The organism is Thermobacillus composti KWC4 (assembly GCF_000227705.2).
Lineage (GTDB): Bacteria > Bacillota > Bacilli > Paenibacillales > Paenibacillaceae > Thermobacillus > Thermobacillus xylanilyticus.
In genome coordinates, this window is sequence record NC_019897.1 from 80221 (window position 1) to 100281 (window position 20061).

Below are 20061 nucleotides of genomic sequence, written 5' to 3' on the forward strand. Positions count from 1 at the left end.
ATTAAGGCATATTTTTGCATCTGTCACTTCAAAACGATAAGGATGTTCACGGATTCAGGTAATATTAAAATTTTTAATCCGGTATCCGGGGTGATCCATTCGTATGGATTTGGTCGCAATGAAGAGCCGGCTCGACGCCAGACAACTCATGATCGTGGATTCAGAAGTCAGAAACCAGGGGAAGAACATGATTCTCGCCTACGTGCTGTGGTACTTCCTCGGTATATTGGGCGGTCACCGGTTCTATATGAAGAAGACAGGCTCCGCGATCGCCCAGCTCATTCTGAGCATCACGCTTATCGGGCTGATCGTCACCACCATCTGGTGGATCGTGGATGCCTTCCTGGTACATACCTGGGTAAAGGATCACAACCGCGAGCTGGAGTATCGTCTCGTCTCGCAAATGATCGCCCACCAAGGTCCGCCGGCTCCGAACAGCTTCTGATGACATGAACAAGCGCGACCTGACGCTGGAACAGCTTCTCGTGCTGCAATCGGAAATGCGGCACGCCGAGAAATCGCTCGCGCTCGCGTATTTCATGCTGCTGGGCGGACACTTGGGAGTCCACCGATTCTATCTGAAGCGGTATGTAAGCGGCACTATACAGTTGATCCTTTTCCTGGCAGCCACATTCAGCTATTTTACCGCTGCCGCCTTTAGCGGCGTCGATGAGGTATTGAACGCCCCGGCTATCATTTTCCTCGTCATCATGCTCCTGACCGGCTTGGCACTGTTCATCTGGATCATTGTCGATCTGTTCATCATGCCCCGCATGGTCAGAGAGTGGAACGAGGCGCGGGAAGCCGAGATTATTCGCAAGTTGACCGGACCAAGGCAGTCCTGATTTCGTGAATCCACAAGCAAAAACGGCTGGCGCCGTCCTCCCGGGCGGGCGCGTCCGTTTTGCGGTGAAAGATAAGCCGGTTATAAGCGTGAAACTTATAAAGTCTTATCTATAGGAGCTCGGAATTAAGCAGTCGTTCTGAGTCCGAATGAGGGGTGAATGAGGCAGAAATGTCGATGAAGCGGCGCCTATGAAAGCTGTTTTCAAGAATGTGCATGCCAAAGAACCCTCAAAAGGGCATTTTTTAAAAAATGCTATGAAGTCCTTTGGCGTTAAGCTGCCGCCAAGCCTTCCAGCCATTGCTCGACAGAGACGAGCTGCTTCTGCTTCTTCGCTTCTTCCAGCCACGCGTCGGCATGCTGGCACATGGCGATCAAGTACACGCGAATGTTCCAGTGGCGGGAACTGCGCCCGCGCGAAGCTTCCAGGTTGTAATCGACTTTCTGGCGCTTGATGCAACGCTCCACTCCGGTTCGCAGCGCGTAACGCTTTCTCCATTCCTTGCTGTCACGGCGGATGCGCGGGAACAGGCGCGGGTTATCCGCGGTGGATGTGTAGAACGTTCTTCCATAATCGGAAGGCGAGCAGGGAGTCGGGCATTCCCATTTGCCGACTTTGGCGGGACAGCGCCATTTGATGCGCTGTCGCCCGGAACACTTGCCCCAGCAGACCATCTTGCGTCCAATGGGGCAGACAGGAACGCCATCGGAGCCAATTTTCATTTCATTGTATACCGTATGCCCGGAACGCCTGAGATTCAGGTCGATGATGGCGGAAACATCATCGTGTTCCAGCATGGTATAGATCGGGAGGGCGTCGTGGGCCGAATCCAGGAGCGCCTCTCCCACCTTCCAGTCCGAGTACCAGTGACGCAGCTCGCGGTAGCCGCAGATCCATGACACCGAGTCATGTTGGCTGGCGCGAAACAATCGCGGGTACACGGGCAAATTGTAAGGACTGTCGGCTGCGGTGAACATGTAGAGCGTACGCCCGTAGTAATATTTCTCGCGATAGCTGTCCCAGCCCCAATCGGCATCCGGATCGGAAAATTGCCGTTTGCAGGAGCATTTCCAGTTGCCCGACTTGCGGCAATCGCAAAGGAACTTGCCGTACGAACGCGCGCCGGTTTCAACCGGAGATCCGTCGCCGATGACGCGGAAAGCGCTCGTATCGCCAAGCAATCCTTTTGCCGCAGAAGGCAGGACAAACAGGGATTGGAACAACTGTTGCAGCAGGTCGTGCTCCTTGGGGGCGTAGTGGATCTTGCCCTCGCGCAGGATGCGGGAGACGAGTTTCTCCGTAATCTTGGGGTTTTTGGGCTCTTGCTTTTCGTTCTTTTTGCCCTTCTTCCGCGGCTTCTTCAAGCGGCGTTTGACGCGCCCGGTCTTATGCGGAGTGGATGCCCGCCAAAGCCGGGGGAAAAAGTCGTAGAACGTTCCGACACCCGGCGTCTCACCGGGTTTAAAGCCGCAGACAATGGCATAGACCGGCGTCGTTCGCAGCGCGACGACTCCGTCATCGACACTGAGCCCGAGCTTGGTGAAGAGCAACATGCAGCGGAGCATGTCGGCGGGATCGTGGGGCTTGCGGCCTCTGGGATTGGAGGAGTAAGCCGAACGCATCAAGGAAGCGGTGGCGGACAGATCGATCGGCGTGATCCAGAAGATCAAGTCGCGATAGAAGTGTTGCAAGAACAACATGGCTTCCGGGGTGTCGAACTCCTTGCGCAGTTGATCGCTTACGAAGGTCAAGTAGTCCTGGTGAGAACGAGAAACGATTTTCACACAATCACCCAATTTTCTAGAGATAGGCAGTAAAAAAAATGCCTTCTCGGCGATTGTTGGGGAGTTTCGAAAATGTCAAGAGGAAAGTTTGTTCGCATCCCTATTTTGGGGGTGAAACAATAAAGGACCCTGGCCAGAAAGCTAGAGTCCACAACGGAAATGAATTTCCGAGAAGCTTATTATCTTTTAAAAAAGGGGAGCTTCGACTGCGGCGTCGAAGCCCCTTTTACTTTTCGGCAACGTCGCCCGGTCTGGCATCGATATGTCCGGAATGGTGAGCTCCTCCTTCTTGTGCGTCTGCGGCTTGCTTTTTTACAAAATTTTAGCCATCGCTTGAATCATGCCCAGGTGCAGGCTTTCGTGCGCAATCAATACGTGGAAGAGCTCGCCGACGGTTTTTGCCTGAAGAAAATTGCTTTGATCCGCAACGGGGTGCGTCAGCCTGCCTTCGAATGCATCGCCGATCTCCGCCATTTGTCCCTCCAGCCGCCGCAGCAGCACATCGATTTCCGGGGGCGCATCACTCCAGCCTGACGGATCCGTTCCTGATGCGAACCAGGTTTTATATTCCGCGGGAATGCGGGATCCGGCTCCCGAAAATTGAAAGATCAACTCGTCGGTTACCGTGAGCACATGTCCGGCTTGCCAACGCATGTTGTTTCGGAATCCCGGGGGAATATGGTCAAGTTTGTCCGCAGGCAGCCCGTGCAGAGTATCCAGAATTTGCCGTCTGACATCGGCAAACAAGTTGAGGATATGGGCATCCGAACTTGAGCGGGGGTAGTCCGCGGCCAGCGCTTCAAATACTTCAATCTTCCCGCCGTATTGCAGCTCGGGCCAATCGGTCGTGAGTGAGACCGCTTCTTCCAAAGATTCCGCTTCCATCACCGACACCCCAAAAATGTCGCCTTGATAGTCCTCTACAGCATGCGGGGAAACCGTCTTCCGTCCGAATCCGGCAAACCGCACTTTCTCATATCCTCTTGCCTTCAGGTTGTCCAGCCAGTTCCACAGGTCGCTGATGTTTTGCTCCGCCTGATCTTCGGGAACGACACCGCCATGGTAAACGAACAGATAATGCATTTCCGCCCGCCCCTTTCAGTTGCATTTTGAAACTGATTTGAGTATAATGAAGCTATGGCACATCAGTCAAGGAGCAACGCCATGAGAAAAACCATCAAACGTCGTTCCAATTGCCCGATCGCCTTTTCGCTCGAAGTGGTCGGGGATTCGTGGACGCTGCTCATCATCCGGGATATCGTTTTTGCGGGGAAAAGAACATTCGGGGAGTTCCTGGCCTCGGATGAGAAGATCGCGAGGAACATCCTGGCCAGCCGTCTGGCTCGTCTGGAAGAACTGGGGTTGATCACGAAGAAGCCCCATCCCACGGACGGAAGAAAGGATTTGTATGAACTGACGGACGCCGGACTGGATTTTATCCCTGTTCTGCTGGAGTTGTCTGCCTGGGGGGCCAAATATGAACCCGAAACAGCCGAGGCGGCCGCATGGCTGCGCGAAGTCCGCATGGACAAGGACCGCCTGATCCAACTGATCCGGGACACCGTCAAAAACGGAGGTTCCGTGTTCGCCGGCCCGGACAATGTGATGGACCGGCTGAAAGCCCGCTAACCTGTCCGCTTCACCCAACTACAACACACCGACGGCCAGCAGCACCCAACCGGCGATGAATGCGAGTCCGCCGAGCGGGGTGATCGGTCCGAGCCAGCGAATGTTGCGCACGCTGAGCACATACAGGCTCCCGGAGAACAGCACGATTCCCGCGGCAAGCAGCCATCCGGCGGCCTCGGCATCCGGATGCTCGCCGGCCAGCATGCCGGCCGCGATCAGGCCCAGCGCGTGAATGAGATGTTATACGAGGCGAAAGGAGGCGAATGTACATTCCCCAAACGCTGAAAAGCCTTATGTAGCAAGGGATCCACGGTTGGAATCGTTTCCCATCCAAGCGGAAATAACCCGATTTTTTATCAAAGTTATACGCAATCGTATATCGGAAAGTTTTACGCAGTTCCCCCGCAGCTTCGCATATCTTTGTTCCGCGCATTACTCCTGAAGGAGGAAATGCGAGCTATGTCAACAAATTCGATCTCGTTCAGAGGAAAACAACCCAGGACAAATCAAACTTTCAATGATCTCGTCATGCGTTTCTTACAGGAATGCAGAATGCGCAATTTAACAAAAGAAAGCCTCCGCCGCTATAACAACGGTTTGAAAAAGTTCCTAAAGCATCTTGAGGCTCAGCAGTTAAATGTAAATACGTTAATCCCACATGATCTAACCCACCAAATCATCCCCGCCATGCTGGCAGAGGGATTGGCGTTGCGAACGGTCAACTGCAATATCTGTATTCTCAAGGAATTTTTCAAATTCCTTGCAAGCGATGGATGGCTGAAAACGAATATTGCCGCGGAATTAAAACCTTTCAAAGTACAGCCATCCTTGACCCATACCTTTACAGACGAACATTTACAGCGATTATTTGCTCAGCCGGATCGGTCAACTTTCACTGGGTATCGCAATTACGTTATGATGCTGGTACTGCTGGATACCGGCATCCGCCTGAAAGAACTGGCCGACCTCCGGGTGACGGACATTGATTTTGAAGAACAATCCCTTCGAATTCAGCAAGGAAAAGGGAGAAAATCTCGTATTGTTCCCATCCAGCGCACCTGCGTATGGGAATTAAAATACTACTTGCAGGAACGAGGAAAATTAGAACACGACTACCTTTGGGTAAACCTGGACAATGAGCCGTTTAAGGCTTCCGGCATACGGATCATGATTAGCCGATATTGCAGAGCAGCAGGCATCCGGGACGTACAATGCTCTTGTCACACATTTCGCCATACGATGGCCAAACAATATCTGTTGAACGGCGGTGACATATTCACGCTGAAAAGCATTTTGGGGCATGAACGCATGGAAACCACCGAGGCGTATATCGAACTCTTTTCCCGCGACCTGCAAATCCAGCATGAAAAGTTTAGCCCCGTCGAACATCTTGCAAAGGACTTCCCTTCTTCCATCGAGGAAAGCGAGAGGAGTGAATTTTGACCAAGCGCAGGCAAAATGTATTGGTTTCTGTTGATTCGTCCAGCCCCGCTAAACGAAAGTTAAGCCTGGACGACCTGCTTCAATCTTTTATTCTCGATTGCAAGGCGAAAAACCTTTCAATACTCACGCTTAAAGTTTATGAAGATAGCGTATTGCGAATGAAAGAAGCTTTTCAAGAACAGCAAATGCCACTGGACATTTACACTGTAACTTCCCGCGATATCAAGAATTATTTTATCGCCTACATGATAAATCAAGGCAAATCGGACAATACGGTGAACAGCAGGATCAAGGGAATCAAGCAATTTTTCAAGTATTTGTTCACAGAGGGATGGATCACACAAAATATTGCAGACGAGCTTCATGTCGTGAAAGCAGAGAAACTGATGATTCAGACTTTCACCAAAGAACAAGTGGCTGACCTACTTGCACAGCCAGATCGCAATACATTTACCGGTTTTCGGGACTACACCATGATGATGATCTTGCTTGAAACCGGTATGCGGATCAGCGAATTATGCAATCTGAAGATCGGAGATATTTTCTTTAAAAAATCAACATACAAAATAAGGCTCAACATCAAAGTTAGTGCTTGACTTTATGTACCAAATCGTTCACGGTTACATTCGACCAGAAGTCCTTGTACGTAACGTTCCCGGTTCCGGGTGAAGTAATGTCGGCGTTGAAAGGCTTTCATTCGGTTGTTTCTTCCTTCAACCGCCGCATTGGTCCACCGACAGGAGTGATAATTGACGATCTCCGTTCGCCAGTTTCGCATCGTTTTGATGCAGGTGGCTACTGCCGGATGCTGAAAATGTTCCCCTTGTCCCAGCCAGCGGTCAAACCAGATGGCAGCTACTTTGGCGTCCGGTGCACCGTCGTACCATTCCCCAAGCGCTTCTTTCCAGGCATGAACCTGCTGTAAAAGCGACGAATAGCTGAGGATTTCTTGTAACTCCTGCTGCTTTTCAGGGGGCAACGATGCTGCCTGGGGGTTTAGAAGCCGGTGTTTGGCTTTGAGGTTTGCCCGGGCTCTGGCCGACAGCGAACCCTGTACGTCTTTTCGGACCGCCTGAAGGGCATCGATCACGTAACGCGTCACGTGAAACCGGTCCGCGACTCGAAGGGCATCAGGAAAACATTCCTGAATCCAGGCATGGTAATAGGGAGCCAGATCCATCACCACCGCCTTGGGACGAAGCGCCAGAAACTCCGGATGCTTATGCGCATAATCCCGCAATTCTTCCAGTTTGCGTCCGGGCAAAATATCCAGCAACGTCTCGCCTCGGAGGTTATGGATGCCGGTATTGTAGGTATGACCTTTTCGAATCGCAAAATCGTCGATGCCCAGTACGAGATGGCGGCTGCTGGCGGCCTCTTTCCACGCCAATTGCCGAAGCCGTTCACTTTCCACCGACAACCATCGTTGGTGTTTGATCTGCAAGGTGCTGGCCGGCATGCGATGAATCTCCGCACTCTGCTTGACGGTGGAGACCGACGCGGTGTGAATGGCCTGTTGCTCGGACGCGGTACTGTAGCGTTTGCCAGGACCGACAAACGAGTACCGCCAAACAAAACCGGCATGACAACTCTTGCAGAACAGACGAATGGCCGGAGCCAGGAGATAAACGATTTTGCCGAAAGCGTCAGCATGCCGAATTTTCCGGGTTTGGTTGCTGCCTTTGCGAATGACCGAACGATCCGAACGGCAAATGGCGCAAGCCTGCTTGCGTGACTTTGGAACAACCTGAATATGGATCGTTTGCTCATCAATTTCCACAATCTGTTGAACATTTACCTCTGGTAAATTGACTAAAAGATCAGTATACTGGTTGTGCATCTGTCATTCCTCGAGTTGGATTGGTCGCACAACCATCTTATGGAATGTACAGATGTTTTTCAATTTTGGCTCTACATGTTGTCAAGCACTATGTTTGGTATAGAGCCCAAAATAAGCCCTTATTTTAATAAGTGCGTTATTCCAATCATGGTCAGCAAACCGATGATGAAAGAAAATGTAGACGCTCGTTCGTTGCCATCCCCATGACTTTCTGGTATGAGTTCTTTATATACAACGAACAGCATTGCACCTGCTGCAAAAGCGAGGCCATAAGGAACAATACCCGTAAAGCTTCCTGTAAATACATAGCCAATCCAGCAGAAAAGCAGTTCCAGCATACCTGTGAATGTTGCTAATAACAATGATAACCATTTATTCATTCGATGGGTAATCAGAAATAGCGCGGTCAGAAAGCCCTCGGGAATATTCTGAAGACCAATACTTAAAGCGACGATAGCACCCAGTTCATGAACAGAGCTTCCAAAGCTGACACCTACAGAAAGACCCTCAGGAAGATTATGAAGAGCCATGGCAGACAGAAATAGAAATGAGCTTGTTGCATGTGGAGATTTCATTTTCGAATGTTCAGGATCCTTGTGAGGGACAAACAGTTCCATTAAAGTGAGAATTATGGTTCCCAATAAGATACCGATTGCAAGAACAAAAAGATTAGATAATTTTAAAGCCGAAGGAATGAGTCCGTAAGTAGATGCGGAGACCATGATTCCGGCAGTAAACGCTAATAGAATATCTCTCCCACGGTGCGTTACATTCGTGAATAACATCGCTGGAAGAGCCCCTAAGGTTGTGCAAAGCGAAGTAGCCAAGCTTCCAATAATAATTGTATTCATACATGCCTCCTCTGCACGGACAAGCTTTTTACAAACATATGAGGAAGCATGCAGAATAAGACATGTTACAAGGTTGTTTACTTAAAGAATCCTTCGAATAAGTTTGATGACAGGACCGGTAGAGGTATTCACATCAATAGAGCTTTTTTCGAGAAAATGATCACTTGTTCGCCTATCATTTTCAATCGCTATAAATATACACACACTCCCCAATAAAACTAAAACCACAGTTGCGACCGGAAGTAGGAAACTCATTATAAAATCCCCCTTAAAGGAATTGTGCCAGGCGACAATGAGAATGATTATCATTATACAGCCTAAATTTTCGGGGGTCAATGAATTTATTACTTGAGCCTTTTGCATTAATCTGAACCCTTGAGCTTCAAGGTTTTTCCGACATAAAAAAGGGACTTCACCCCAACTTGGAGAAGTTTTCAAGTGACCAAAACCGAAAACTTTCAGGGAGTGAAGTCACTTTGTATATTCTCCAAGAAAGCTTGTTTTCCTTCGAGGAATTGCAAAAAATGCAGTCGAAAGATCGATTGCCGATCTTCTTTAGCTCGCTTGATCTAAGACCCTATGCCAAGGAACTGAGAAGCCGTTCACCCCGAGGCGCTGACGGGCATTGCAGACAGGGGGATTTTACGCGCGCTCCTGGCCGCGCCGTTTGAAGGAATCGATACCTTTACGGCTTTGCATCATCGGTTGAGCACCGACCTGCGGTTCCGCTACCAGTGCGGACTTTCGCTTGATCGGGAAGCGCCGTCCATCTCCACGCTCAGCCGCGTTTTTGCCGAAATGACGAAAAAGGAACTGGCCAAGCGGCTGTTTGAGGATCTGGTTGAGCGTTGCCGGCAAGAAGGCATCTTGGACGGCAGCCACGTGGCGATTGACAGTACCGCCATCCGTGCTTACGAGAAAAAGCAGCCCAAACGCAAGAGCGAACAGACCGGCAATGCCAACTGGGGAGCGAAACTGGATTCGTTCGGCAACAAGATCACCTGGTTTGGTTACAAGCTCCATCTGGCTGTCGATACGAAAAGCGAACTGCCGCTGGTGCTGGAAGTCACGCCTGCGCACGTCAATGATGGAGAAAGGGCGCCGAGCCTGATGGAACAAGCAGCATCCAAAGCCAACCCGCGTTTCTTCATGCTTGACGCGGGCTACGACCAATTGAAGGTTTACGAGGCTGCTCGAAACGTCAAGGCCCAGGCCATTATTCCGCTCAACCTCAGGCGCGAACAGGAACCGCCTGCCGGGACAACGGCCAATGGGACGCCGTGCTGTTCAATGGGCTATGCCATGACTTACTGGGGGGCGGACGGCGACATGCTCAAGTTTCGCTGTCCGCACGCAACGGGCAAAGTCGACTGTCCGCTCGGGATGGCAGCTTGCTCGTCCTCGAATTATGGCATGGTCGTGAAAGTGAATGTAAAGGAAGACCTCCGGCGGTACTGCAATCCACACCGGGACACAAAGCGTTGGAAAGAACTGTACGATGAACGAACCAGCGTCGAGCGTTGCAACTCTCGTCTGAAAAGCTACTTGACGGCAGATGCCCTGCATGTCCGCTGGATCAAGAAAGTCACGACTCACCTGTATTTGAAACGCCATAGTCCTGCTTGCATCTGCAGCCGGTAGCTGTCTCCTGTCAGGTGAATCACCTCGCTTCGATGCAGGATCCGGTCCAGAATGGCGGTTGTGACGGCCGGATCCCCGAGCAGTTCTCCCCAATCTTCCGGTCCTTTGTTGGACGTCAGGATGATGGAGGCCTGCCCATACAGTTTGTTGATCAACTGAAAGAACAAGTGAGCCTCCTGCCGATCCAGCGCCATGAACATCAGATCGTCCAGAATCACCAGATCGGAACGGATGATCCGATTCACCCGCAGCTGGGCGTTTCGGGAAATCTCTTGCGTCTTCAAGAGATGCAACAACTGATCCATCGTGACGAAACTGACGCTATATCCTTGATTCAATGCCTCGACGCCCAGTCCAATCGCCAGATGCGTCTTCCCGACGCCGGGCGGGCCCAGAAAGAGCAAGTTATAATGCTGCTCCAGCCACATCAGTTCCCGAAGTTGCTGCAACTGACGTTGTCCCAGGGACGGTTGTTCGTCGACCCGAAATTCGTCCAACGTTTTCAGTTCCGGGAACGCGGCGCGTTTGTACCGACGGGCAAACTGCTTTTCTTCCCGTTTTTTCAACTCGTACGAAAGCACGCGCTGCAAACACTGGCGGTAACTCCACTGCCTGGTTTCGGCTTCCATCAGGAGTTCGTCCAGCGCCCCAGCGGCGGCGGTTAACTGCAGCGCGCTGAATACGGACTTCAGTTCCATCGTCGCTTCACTCATCGGGCTCCCTCCAGGATGGCTTGATATACGTCAAACGGGCGAACTTGCGGCTTCATCTTCAGTTTCTGCCGTTCCGGCTCGCTGAGCAACCGGACATCGGTCGGAACGGCTGGTGCCGCGGCCGATTTCAGAGCCGCGTAATAGTGCAGGGCATCCACGAAATCCGTGGCCTGGTAGAGTCGATGTTTCAGACAATAGGCCAACGCTTGCGCCAGCACATCCGGATCCGCGTCTTTGGCGTGTCGATCGATCCATTGCAACTGGTCCCGAATGTAACGCGGTTTTTGTTCCCGGATGACCGCCAGATAGGATCGGGCTTGCGCCGGTTCTGGAAAGCGGGCGGCCACGTGTTCCATATAGGCGCCAATCCCTTTGGAACGATCCCGGGCATGGTTGGTGTTTTTGATGAGTTTGCCTTTACCCGCATGCAGCGGATGGCGGGCCAGTTCCTCGCCGGTTGCCGGATCGAACGCCACCAACTGCTTGTCCGGCGTCACGCGAATCTCCACAGACGTGTCCGTGCCGGTGTAGGTGCCAAGCGGCAGCGAGTACCGGTTCCCCTGAAAGACAATCGTATTGTCTTTTCGCACCCGTCTTGTTATACTGGGTGCAGAATTGGTTTGTATTTTTTCGGGAACCGGCAGGAGATGGCGCCGCTCTTCGGCGAACACGTCCGCCGGTATTTTTTTGGTCGTGTGATGCATCCGCCCGTTTCCGGTTCGGTTCAACCAAGCCAAACAGTCTTCGTTCCACCGGTCGATGTGGGTAAACGTCCGATGGCGCGCAAAGTTGCGTTTGACGAAACCGACGACGTTTTCCACCCGCCCCTTGCTTTCCGGATCTTGCTTGCGGCACATGCGAATCTGAAATCTGCGCTGCCGGACGTAGGCGGCAAATTCGGCCGTCAGAATCAGATCGCCGTGGTTTTCGCTTACAAGCAGAAGATGATCCTGGTCATAGACGATCTCGCGAGTCATGCCGCCGAAAAATTCAAAGGCGTTCTCGTGGCAGCGGACCACATCCGCCGTGGTAAACGGTCGATCCTGCCATTCCACGTATTTGTACCGGGAATGGGACAGGACAAACGTGATGCACCATAGCCGTACGGGATGCTGATGAAGATCGTGCGTTCTCGTTTCGCCGAAGTCAACTTGCATCTGCTGTCCCATGGGCGGGTCTTCCACCGCTTCGTACTGGCGCATCGGTTTGCTTTTCGGGATACCATGCCGCTCACGCAAGTGCCGGACGAAGTGCCGAACGGTGCTCTCGCAGACGTTGGCATCCAAGCGCCGTTCCTTCAACCAGTCATGAATCTGAGCGGCCGATAGGTCCGGATATTCCCGCAACCATTGAAGAACTTGGGATTCAAACGGATCCAGCTTCTTTCGCCGCGTCTTCACCGATTCGATGAATGCCTGCATTTCTTCCGGCGACATGTTCAGATATTTGTACACGGTGTTTCGAGAAATGTTCAGTTTTGCGGGCTATCTGTGAAACATTGAGCCCCAACTGTTTCAGTTGATAGATTTCAATGTACATAGGCCACCTTTCCGCAGATTTCATTCTCCTCACCCTACACTGATGAATTTCCAGCTTGATTATATCGGGTGAGGGAGAATCAGGGAATTCGTGTTCAAGATTATTTCGTGTTTCTTGTTAATTTTATTTTAGCGGTTACAGAAGCCCCGTCGTGTTGCGGTCATCCGCAAAGCGCAGATGGTCGATGACGGCCAGTCCCGCTTGATTTTCGATACAGACTGGCAGTACGAAGCGATCGTTACAAACCTCGAATGGGAACCGATTGACTTGTGGCGCTTCTACAACCAACGCTGCTGTATGGAAAACTACATCAAGGAAACCAAACGCGGTTTTTCCATTGATCGGATTGCGACGGGCAACTTTGAGGCGAACGAACTCGACCTGCTGGTCAAACTGCTTGCCTACAACCTCTATGAGCGGTTCAAGCGAGATTGCTGCGAACTGATCCACCGAGGGTACACGATTGCCCGATTTCGCTTAGAATTTTTCCATTGCGTCACGACGATCATCCAGCATAGCCGTAGGATCATTCTCAAACTAGTTCAGGACTTCCCGAACCGATACGCGTGGAAGCGAATCGAAGCCAGAGTGGCCATGATGGAATGACATCACCAAAATTTGACTTGGAAACCCGAAAGCCCCTTGTGATGGGGAGGGGGAAGGATTACCCATCATCGCCGATTTGTACCCGACGAACTGGAAACCTCCCTGTTATTTACAGCTTGTTCAGCGTTGATCCCTTATGATTTTGCCGAAACAGAGGGCTTTCGAAATTCAGGATAAATAACCAATGAAAGTTAACATACCGGTGCTTAATACACCTGCATGTTAACTTTCATTGTCAATTTAGCCCCCTTATCCACGTAATAACCGCAACCCATTCAAAATGACGAGAATGGTGCTTCCTTCATGCCCAACCACGCCAAGCGGCAACGCGATACCCGAGATAAAGTTCGCCGTAATTAAGCAGGCAATCACCGCAATGGCAAATATCATATTTTGTTTCACGACCGTTTTCGTTCGTTTTCCAAGTGCAATCGCCGCGGCGATTTTCTCAATGTCGTCGTTCATGAGGACAAGATCTGCTGTTTCAAGGGCGGCATCGCTTCCTGTCCCGCCCATCGCGATGCCTACTGTCGCCGCCGCTAAAGCAGGCGTGTCGTTCACTCCATCGCCTACCATAGCTACTTGGCCATACGTTCGTTTCAAGTCCTTAATGCGATTCACCTTATCTTCAGGCAGCAATTCGGAATACACCAAATGAATCCCGGCTTCACGGGCAATCGTTTGGGCAGTTCTTTTCTGATCCCCGGTCAACATCACGACTTCGATGCCGAGTTTTTTAATCTCGGCGATGGCTTGTTTCGCCTGCGCGCGAATACTGTCCTGCAGTGCGATAATGCCAACCACGGTATGAGAATTGTGAATGACCGTTACGGTTTTTCCCTGCTGCTCCAGCCGATCGATCACAGAATCTAATTCCGCAGTTAATAAATCATGTCCCAACATGGTCGGCTTCCCAATTCTCCATGTTTCCCCTTTCCATTCCGCCTGTACGCCCCATCCTGTCAGAGCCTGAAGTTCAGTCGGCCGTTCAAGCGGGAGCCCTTGCTCTTTTGCTTTTTGCACAATGGCTTTGGCAAGCGGATGTTCGGACAAGCTCTCAATGGAAGCCGCTGCTTGCAGCATTTCGGTTTCTGTATACCCCTGGAAGGCAATAAGATCTGTCACTATGGGACGGCCGTTCGTCAGCGTTCCTGTCTTATCGAATGCGATGACTTTAATCCGGGCAAGGTTTTCAAGATGCGCCCCCCCTTTAAAAAGCAGTCCTTTTCTCGCGCTGTTGGAAATGGCGGACAGCATAGCCGGCATGATCGATGCAACTAACGCGCACGGAGAAGCGACGACGAGGAAAACCATCGCTTTATACAGCGTCTGTTTCCACGACCAATCGAGAAGAAAAGGCGGAGCGGCAATCAGCAAAAGCGTCGCCAAAATGATGCTTCTCGCATAAATGCGTTCAAAACGCTCGATGAACATTTGTGAAGCCGGTTTCTCGCTTTGTGCCTCTTGAACCAAACGAATGATCTTGGCAAACAAAGTCGAATTACTGGGCTGCGTGACTTCTATGAGTAGCGCCCCTTGGCCATTTAACGTACCTGCGAATACATCATCCCCGGCCGTTTTATCCACCGGAATGGATTCCCCCGTGATGGATGCTTGATTGACGGCGGATGTTCCTTCTTTCACGATGCCGTCAGCGGGGATGCGCTCACCGGGTTTCACCAATACAAGGTCGCCCACCTCTAACTGTTCAACGGCAACAATGGTTTCCGTACCATCTTGGTAACGTATGGCCGTCTCCGGCTTTAAATCCATAAGGGAAGAAATATCCCGACGACTGCGCTCCATTGTGTAACTTTCCAAAGCACCACTTAATGAAAAAATAAAAATCAGCACGGCTCCTTCTGTCCAATAACCGATACTGGCAGCACCAATGGCCGCCACAATCATGAGTAAATTTACGTCAAGATCCCGCTCTGCGATGAGTGTATGCAGCCCTTCTTTCGCTTTGACAAATCCGCCAACAGCAAAAGCAAGCAGGTAAATGGCGACAGACCCTGCATGGGAAACATGCCCGATTCCCCAGGCGAGAGCAATCAGAATGCCGCTTGTCAAAGCGGCGATGCCCTCGGCATATCGTTTGAACAAGTCATATGCCTTTGTCTTGCTGGAAGAAGAATAAACGGATGCCTGTTCATTGATCAGACCTTCTGCAGTGCCGAATGAAGAAGGTTTCAAATAAATCCACCCCTGTTCATTGAGAATGATTCACATTATTACTGCCCTTAAAATGACACATGCTGCTCCATGTGGGGGAGCAGCACGCAAAACGGGAATATTCGTATTTTTACTTGGTTCAATTAATTTGTTCTAAGACAACTTTATAATAATGATTTTAATAAAGGATTATGGAAAAGTAAAGTAGTAATTTTTCCTTAGGTAAAGTTAGTGTAAAATCTCTGTGGGTGTAAGAATTGGAAAAAGCGGATATAGAAAAAGAGCTTCTCCCTTGGTAAAGTGATGTTTGCGCACAACACACCAAGAAGGAGGAAGCTCCTGTGAGCCACTTTACCACAACAATGCCGACGATGAAAGAGATTGAGCAATGGATTTTCCGGAAAATGCAGGAGGAATTCGCTCGTGCGATGAAGCAGGTGCTGGAGGCGCTGGATCAGCAGATCTTGGAGCAACGGGACCGAGAGCGTTATCGAGTAAAGGACGAGCGTGAAACAAGCGTCAACACAGTGTTCGGGAATGTGCGCTTTAAGCGGAGATTGTACTGTGACCGTAGAAGCGGCAAACACGTGTATCTGCTGGATCAGCTGTTGCAATTCGAAGGGCGCGGGAAAGTCAGTCCGCATTTGGAAGAGACAGCCATCGCATTCGCAAGCCAAGGACCGTCGTACCGGGACAGCGCTAAGCGGCTGGAGCAGCTCCTGGGATACAATGTGCTGAGCCACCAAGCGATCAGGGAAAAACTGATTGAGCGTGCGCAACAGCCGATGCCAGCGGTGAAACGGCGCGCTGCCCGCGTGCTGTTCGTGGAAGTGGATGGGCTGTACACGAAGCTGCAGCGGAGCAAGAAGCGTGGGATGGAGAACGCAATCGCTGTCGTACACGAAGGCTGGGAGAAGAGCGGCAAGCGAGTGCGGCTGAAGAATAAACAGCATTACCTGCATACGAGCGGCGGCGACTTCTGGGAAGGGTTCGGGGACTTTCTGGTGGAGCGTTACGAAATCGACGAGAACACGTGGCTTGTGGTGAACGGAGACGGCGCGGCGTGGATCGGGGAATGTACATCCTACTTTCACCAATGTCTGTACATGCTGGACCGCTTTCATGTGGCGCGTGATTTGAAACGCTTTGTCGGTCATTTGCCGCAGGTGTGGGAGACCGTGAGACGGTCTTTGGCCAAACAGGATGCAGCCGCGCTTATGGCGGTCCTGGAAGGCGTGTCGGAGCAAGAGATAGCGGAAGAGAACCGGAAGGATTGGAAGTCGTATAAAAGATTTCTAAAGCGACATGAGAAGCATTTGGACGACTACCGAAAAACACTCCAGGTGAAGGGGATCGACACAAGCGGCATGCGCCCGATGGGAAGCGCGGAATCGCAGATGCGTATATTCGCCAAGCGGACAAAGCGTAGCGGGTACAGTTGGAGTGAGCGAGGCGTCAGGGCGATGCTGAGGACGATGATGAGGATTCAAGAAGCGGGCACGGTGGTAAGAGCGGTTGAAGGACAAGCGAGTAAGCAGGCAACGCCGCAGCAGTCGATAAACATGCGGCAATTGCTCAAGAACGTGACGCAACCGGTCAAGGGTTGTATCGCTGGAATGATTCGCATGCTGCAAGGACCGAAGCAAAGCAGCACAACGGGTATGGCACTCAAAGCACTTCGCGGATAACGGTAAAAAATTCTGACAAATCACTTGTGTTTGATGAAAGAACGAAGCAAAGCGCTTACAAGGAAGAGGTTCCTTCGGGGTTCGCGTTCCAAGCATCTTAAATGACTGCCCACGCTAGCTTGACACTGACTTAGGTAAAATTTTTGTTGTACAAGCAATTCTTTTGGTGTAAGATAATAATACATCTATTTTTTTTTTTTGCGTCAATTGTTGCCTTAGGCAAAAACTATTGTCCAAAGGAAAGAAGGGTGAGAAATGGAACCTGCAGTTCAACAGGTAACAGAACCATCCATCCCCCTCTCGGGATGGCGAAGGAAAAGAACGGAACCAAGTTTGCCGGAGGTGTACAAAACATTACCTGTCCCGAAAAAGGGAAGTTTTCTGCGGCGGCTTCTGGCTTTTGTCGGACCGGGTTATTTGGTTGCCGTCGGTTATATGGACCCGGGAAACTGGGCGACCGATTTGGCCGGAGGAGCGCAGTTTAACTATACTTTGCTGTCCGTTATCCTCATTTCTAACTTAATGGCCATTTTGCTTCAGTCGCTGACAGCACGGCTGGGCATTGCCACCGGCAGAGATCTTGCGCAGGCATGCCGCGATCATTACAGCAAACCCGTCAATTTCGGATTGTGGGTTTTGTGCGAGCTGGCAATTGCGGCCTGCGACCTGGCGGAAGTGATCGGTTCCGCCATCGCGTTAAACCTGTTATTTGGGATACCGCTGCTGGCCGGCGTTTTGATAACCTCTCTGGATGTCATTCTTGTACTCCTGCTGCAAAATAAAGGATTTCGTTACATCGAATCGATTGTCATTTCCTTGATTGCGACCATCTTTGTCTGTTTCGGTATCGAAATGTTTCTTTCGAAACCCGATATCGGCGGCATATTCGGCGGATTTGTACCGAGTGCCGAAATTGTCAAAAATCCTGAAATGCTGTACATCGCGTTAGGTATTCTCGGCGCAACCGTCATGCCGCACAATCTTTATCTGCACTCTTCCATCGTACAAACGAGAAGATATGAGGAAACGCCTTTGGGTAAGCGCTCAGCGATTAAGTTTGCCACGATCGACTCCACCGTTGCTTTAATGCTGGCGCTGTTTGTCAATGCGGCTATTCTGATCCTATCTGCAGCCGCCTTTCATACAACCGGACACACGGATGTGGCCGAGATCCAGGACGCTTATAAGCTGCTGAATCCCCTGCTTGGCACAAGTATAGCCAGTGTGCTTTTCGCGGTCGCATTGCTCGCCTCCGGGCAAAACTCAACGCTGACAGGGACGCTCGCCGGTCAAATCGTCATGGAAGGATTTTTGAATATCCGCTTAAAGCCATGGCTCAGGAGATTGATTACCCGCCTTATTGCCATCATACCGGCCGTCCTGGTGATCGCCATTTCTGGGGAAAAAGGAACCGGGGATCTGTTAATCTTGAGTCAAGTCATTCTTTCCTTGCAGCTTTCGTTCGCAGTCATTCCGCTCGTCATGTTTACTTCCGATAAAAAGAAGATGGGCGAGTTTGTCGCGCCAAAATGGCTTTCTTCGCTTTCTTGGGTAGTGGCGATCATCATCGCAGGTTTAAACGCCTATCTGCTTTATGGCACATTCTTCGGTTAGGTTCAAGGTACTGTCTGCATATAGACCTTCCGAGGGAAGTCTATATGCAGACTCTTCTTTTATTTAACGTTTCCACAATAACAATCTGGACCATACAAGTCTGGGAGAGATACGCTGTGCAAACTAACAAAGATAAACCCTAAATTTCGAAAGCCCGTAATATCAAACACTGAATATAGTGGATCTGCCTCGCGGACTGTAAAAAAGTAGAGGTTTCCCAGTCCATTCGATTCAGATCAACGTTATGCAGATGCACTTTCCCCCTCCCCGCTGAAGAGGCTGCGATTTCTTCCATGTTAAATTTAGGGTTTTCTCATTCCAAAAGTGCGATCCTGGCTTCTATTCGTTGCCATGCATACCGGTTTGCAAAGTCTTTCGCCAGCTTGAGAATGATGTTGCGGCTATGCCGAATAATCGTTGCTGCGCAATGGAAGAACTCTAATCGGAACCGTGCGATTGTGTAACCTTGATGTACCGGTTCGCAGCAGCTTCGCTTGAATCGCTCGAACAAATTGTAGGCGAGTAATTTGATCAACAAGTCGAGTTCATTCGCCTCAAATTCGCTCGTCGCAATTCTATCAATGGAGAAGCCGTTCTTCGCTTCCTTGATATAGTTCTCCATTGAGCAGCGCTGGTTGTAGAAGCGCCACAGATCAAGCGGCTCCCATTCGAGGTTGGTGACGATCGCTTCGTATTGCCAGTCCGAATCGAACACCATGCGGGTCTGGCCATCATCAACGATGTGTGCCTTGCGAATAATGGCTACGCGGCGCGGCTTCTCCCAAGATGTCGCTTTGTAGATGATCGTAATCCCTTCGATGATCCAGTCTTCATCGACGAATCGTTTCCAGTACCGGCAGGCTGCGACTTGTTCTGCAAGGCGCTTTGTCCATTTCAACTTTCCGACGTAACCGATTCCTTTGCCTTCCCACAGGCCGTAGAAATCTTCACCGCCGAAGCCCTTATCGAACCTCGCGTACTTCACCGGATGCTCCCTCAGCAGTTCGAAGGTTTGGTGAAGAAAAGCTGACGCATCCGTGGAGGAGTGCGTATTGCCCGAACGTAGAACGGCATTCAAACATAGACGAGACTGTCCTTCGAAGGCCAGCAAAGGATGATAACTCTTACGGCCGGGCTTATGCGGGTTCGTGCCTTTAGCCGCTCCGCCCTGATCGCCATATACGGTTTCAACGGTGGAGTCAAGGTCCAGAATGAGAGCCTCTGGTAAACAAGGTCCAATGATTTCCTGATTGAGCGACCGCAATTCGGGCAACAGTTTCGGGTGCGATTTGCTAAGACGCGACAACTCTTTGTATAACAGCGAATGGTGCGGACAGCGTCCACCGAGAAACCGCTTTAGAAGCGAGTCTTGCTGTAGCTTGCGGAAATGGAAGAGGCGTTCGCAGCCGAGCATCCAGCCGACGACGAGATAAAGCAGAATACGGTAGACGGGGAACAGCGAGTTGTTTGCTTTCATGCATGACAGCCTTTGTAAAGCAGCGGCAAACTTGATTTTTTCGAGGTATTCCAGGAAGATTTTGATGCCGCCGAAACTGGTCGCGTTTTGTAAGGAAAATTCGGTCTTGATTTTGCTGATGGGTGTGGTAGACTTCACCTAAAAGGTGCTCCTCTCTTTGGGTGTAGTGTTCTCGACAAACACCATTCTACCAAAGATTTGGGCACTTTTTTATGT

16 protein-coding genes and 2 pseudogenes are annotated in these 20061 nt (G+C 50.8%); 9 read left to right on the plus strand and 9 right to left on the minus strand.

Going from position 1 to position 20061, the window contains the following annotated elements; translation table 11 throughout:
- Positions 1-103 precede the first annotated feature (103 nt).
- Positions 104-445, plus strand: a complete 342-nt coding sequence (locus THECO_RS00320; RefSeq protein ID WP_041853720.1) for a TM2 domain-containing protein — start codon at positions 104-106, stop codon at positions 443-445.
- Positions 446-449: 4 nt separating this feature from the next.
- Complete coding sequence (locus tag THECO_RS00325; RefSeq protein WP_015253092.1) at positions 450-845, plus strand: NINE protein; 396 nt, start codon at positions 450-452, stop codon at positions 843-845.
- A gap of 272 nt (positions 846-1117) precedes the next feature.
- On the opposite strand, the gene THECO_RS00330 is transcribed toward THECO_RS00325, so the two are convergent.
- Positions 1118-2629, minus strand: coding sequence for a hypothetical protein (locus THECO_RS00330; RefSeq protein ID WP_041853721.1), 1512 nt, complete (start codon positions 2627-2629; stop codon positions 1118-1120).
- Between the two features lie 312 nt (positions 2630-2941).
- Positions 2942-3712, minus strand: coding sequence for a DinB family protein (locus THECO_RS20270; RefSeq protein ID WP_015253094.1), 771 nt, complete (start codon positions 3710-3712; stop codon positions 2942-2944).
- Between the two features lie 81 nt (positions 3713-3793).
- On the opposite strand from THECO_RS20270, the gene THECO_RS00340 reads away from it, so the two are divergent.
- Positions 3794-4258: a winged helix-turn-helix transcriptional regulator gene (locus tag THECO_RS00340; RefSeq protein ID WP_015253095.1), complete on the plus strand. Its 465-nt coding sequence runs from the start codon at positions 3794-3796 to the stop codon at positions 4256-4258.
- An 18-nt stretch (positions 4259-4276) separates the two neighbouring features.
- On the opposite strand, the gene THECO_RS00345 is transcribed toward THECO_RS00340, so the two are convergent.
- Positions 4277-4492, minus strand: coding sequence for a DUF423 domain-containing protein (locus tag THECO_RS00345; protein ID WP_408646085.1), 216 nt, complete (start codon positions 4490-4492; stop codon positions 4277-4279).
- A 225-nt stretch (positions 4493-4717) separates the two neighbouring features.
- Between THECO_RS00345 and THECO_RS00350 the strand changes: the two genes are divergently transcribed.
- Together THECO_RS00350 and THECO_RS00355 are read left to right on the plus strand one after the other, a co-directional pair.
- Entirely contained in the window at positions 4718-5701 is a 984-nt protein-coding gene (locus THECO_RS00350) for a tyrosine-type recombinase/integrase (protein WP_015253096.1), read from the plus strand.
- Positions 5698-6297, plus strand: coding sequence for a tyrosine-type recombinase/integrase (locus THECO_RS00355; protein ID WP_015253097.1), 600 nt, complete (start codon positions 5698-5700; stop codon positions 6295-6297). Before THECO_RS00350 ends, THECO_RS00355 begins: the two co-directional genes overlap by 4 nt.
- 2 nt (positions 6298-6299) lie before the next feature.
- Here THECO_RS00355 and THECO_RS00360 read toward each other — a convergent pair whose 3' ends face one another.
- Together THECO_RS00360 and THECO_RS20835 are read right to left on the minus strand one after the other, a co-directional pair.
- On the minus strand, positions 6300-7541 hold the full coding sequence (locus THECO_RS00360; protein ID WP_015253098.1) for an ISL3 family transposase: 1242 nt from the start codon (positions 7539-7541) through the stop codon (positions 6300-6302).
- 119 nt (positions 7542-7660) lie between these two features.
- Positions 7661-8392, minus strand: coding sequence for a ZIP family metal transporter (locus tag THECO_RS20835; RefSeq protein ID WP_015253099.1), 732 nt, complete (start codon positions 8390-8392; stop codon positions 7661-7663).
- Positions 8393-9085: 693 nt separating this feature from the next.
- Between THECO_RS20835 and THECO_RS00365 the strand changes: the two genes are divergently transcribed.
- On the plus strand, positions 9086-10033 hold the full coding sequence (locus THECO_RS00365) for a transposase (protein ID WP_232427717.1): 948 nt from the start codon (positions 9086-9088) through the stop codon (positions 10031-10033).
- On the opposite strand, the gene istB is transcribed toward THECO_RS00365, so the two are convergent.
- Together istB and istA are read right to left on the minus strand one after the other, a co-directional pair.
- Positions 9985-10746: an IS21-like element helper ATPase IstB gene (gene istB, locus THECO_RS00370; RefSeq protein ID WP_015253101.1), complete on the minus strand. Its 762-nt coding sequence runs from the start codon at positions 10744-10746 to the stop codon at positions 9985-9987. The genes THECO_RS00365 and istB overlap by 49 nt on opposite strands.
- Positions 10743-12285 (minus strand): annotated as a pseudogene (gene istA / locus THECO_RS00375) (IS21 family transposase). Before istA ends, istB begins: the two are co-directional and overlap by 4 nt.
- Positions 12286-12423: 138 nt before the next feature.
- Here istA and THECO_RS00380 point away from each other — a divergent pair.
- A pseudogene (locus THECO_RS00380) lies at positions 12424-12891 on the plus strand (transposase); the annotation flags it as partial.
- Positions 12892-13140: 249 nt separating this feature from the next.
- Here THECO_RS00380 and THECO_RS00385 read toward each other — a convergent pair.
- Entirely contained in the window at positions 13141-15087 is a 1947-nt protein-coding gene (locus THECO_RS00385; protein ID WP_015253103.1) for a heavy metal translocating P-type ATPase, read from the minus strand.
- 320 nt (positions 15088-15407) lie between these two features.
- On the opposite strand from THECO_RS00385, the gene THECO_RS00390 reads away from it, so the two are divergent.
- Both THECO_RS00390 and THECO_RS00395 read left to right on the plus strand, forming a co-directional pair.
- Positions 15408-16754 carry an ISLre2-like element ISTco1 family transposase gene (locus THECO_RS00390; protein ID WP_015253104.1) on the plus strand — a complete coding sequence of 449 codons (1347 nt, stop codon included), beginning with the start codon at positions 15408-15410 and terminating at the stop codon, positions 16752-16754.
- A 255-nt stretch (positions 16755-17009) separates the two neighbouring features.
- Positions 17010-18368 carry an Nramp family divalent metal transporter gene (locus THECO_RS00395; RefSeq protein ID WP_015253105.1) on the plus strand — a complete coding sequence of 453 codons (1359 nt, stop codon included), beginning with the start codon at positions 17010-17012 and terminating at the stop codon, positions 18366-18368.
- Between the two features lie 313 nt (positions 18369-18681).
- On the opposite strand, the gene THECO_RS00400 is transcribed toward THECO_RS00395, so the two are convergent.
- On the minus strand, positions 18682-19983 hold the full coding sequence (locus tag THECO_RS00400; protein ID WP_015253106.1) for an IS1380 family transposase: 1302 nt from the start codon (positions 19981-19983) through the stop codon (positions 18682-18684).
- Positions 19984-20061 lie beyond the last annotated feature (78 nt).

Bases quoted from the DNA above. Each gene is read 5' to 3' on its own strand.
- THECO_RS20835 (WP_015253099.1), bottom strand. From the start codon at position 8,392: ATGAATACAATTATTATTGGAAGCTTGGCTACTTCGCTTTGCACAACC.
- THECO_RS00350 (WP_015253096.1), top strand. From the start codon at position 4,718: ATGTCAACAAATTCGATCTCGTTCAGAGGAAAACAACCCAGGACAAAT.
- THECO_RS00325 (WP_015253092.1), top strand. From the start codon at position 450: ATGAACAAGCGCGACCTGACGCTGGAACAGCTTCTCGTGCTGCAATCG.
- THECO_RS00320 (WP_041853720.1), top strand. From the start codon at position 104: ATGGATTTGGTCGCAATGAAGAGCCGGCTCGACGCCAGACAACTCATG.
- istB (WP_015253101.1), bottom strand. From the start codon at position 10,746: ATGAGTGAAGCGACGATGGAACTGAAGTCCGTATTCAGCGCGCTGCAG.
- THECO_RS00340 (WP_015253095.1), top strand. From the start codon at position 3,794: ATGAGAAAAACCATCAAACGTCGTTCCAATTGCCCGATCGCCTTTTCG.
- THECO_RS00360 (WP_015253098.1), bottom strand. From the start codon at position 7,541: ATGCACAACCAGTATACTGATCTTTTAGTCAATTTACCAGAGGTAAAT.
- THECO_RS20270 (WP_015253094.1), bottom strand. From the start codon at position 3,712: ATGCATTATCTGTTCGTTTACCATGGCGGTGTCGTTCCCGAAGATCAG.
- THECO_RS00395 (WP_015253105.1), top strand. From the start codon at position 17,010: ATGGAACCTGCAGTTCAACAGGTAACAGAACCATCCATCCCCCTCTCG.